The following is a 230-nucleotide window of genomic DNA, read 5'->3' on the forward strand; positions in this document are numbered from 1 at the left end:
AGAACCGCTAAATAAAAAAGAACCCATTTAACCTGGGTCCCCCTTCTGCCTAATACTCACTTAAAGAGTTCAATATGTCATAACCATACAAAGATGGCTTCATAATATCAAAACCAATAAATTCTTCATACTGATTATCTGCAAAATAAAATACAACATGATGAAATGCTACTTTTTGCAAATGATTATCTTGAGAAAGTCTAAATGAGTATATGCATTTATTATCATTT

Annotated in this window: 1 pseudogene; it reads right to left on the reverse strand. The window is 30.0% G+C overall.

The annotated features are described in order from the left end of the window. Nucleotides 1–49 precede the first annotated feature (49 nt). Nucleotides 50–230: pseudogene (locus KVT34_RS31460) on the reverse strand (DUF2283 domain-containing protein); the annotation flags it as partial.

Origin of the sequence: Paenibacillus sp. GbtcB18 (assembly GCF_019091125.1) — a bacterium.
GTDB classification, from domain to species: Bacteria; Bacillota; Bacilli; order Paenibacillales; family NBRC-103111; genus Paenibacillus_F; species Paenibacillus_F chitinolyticus.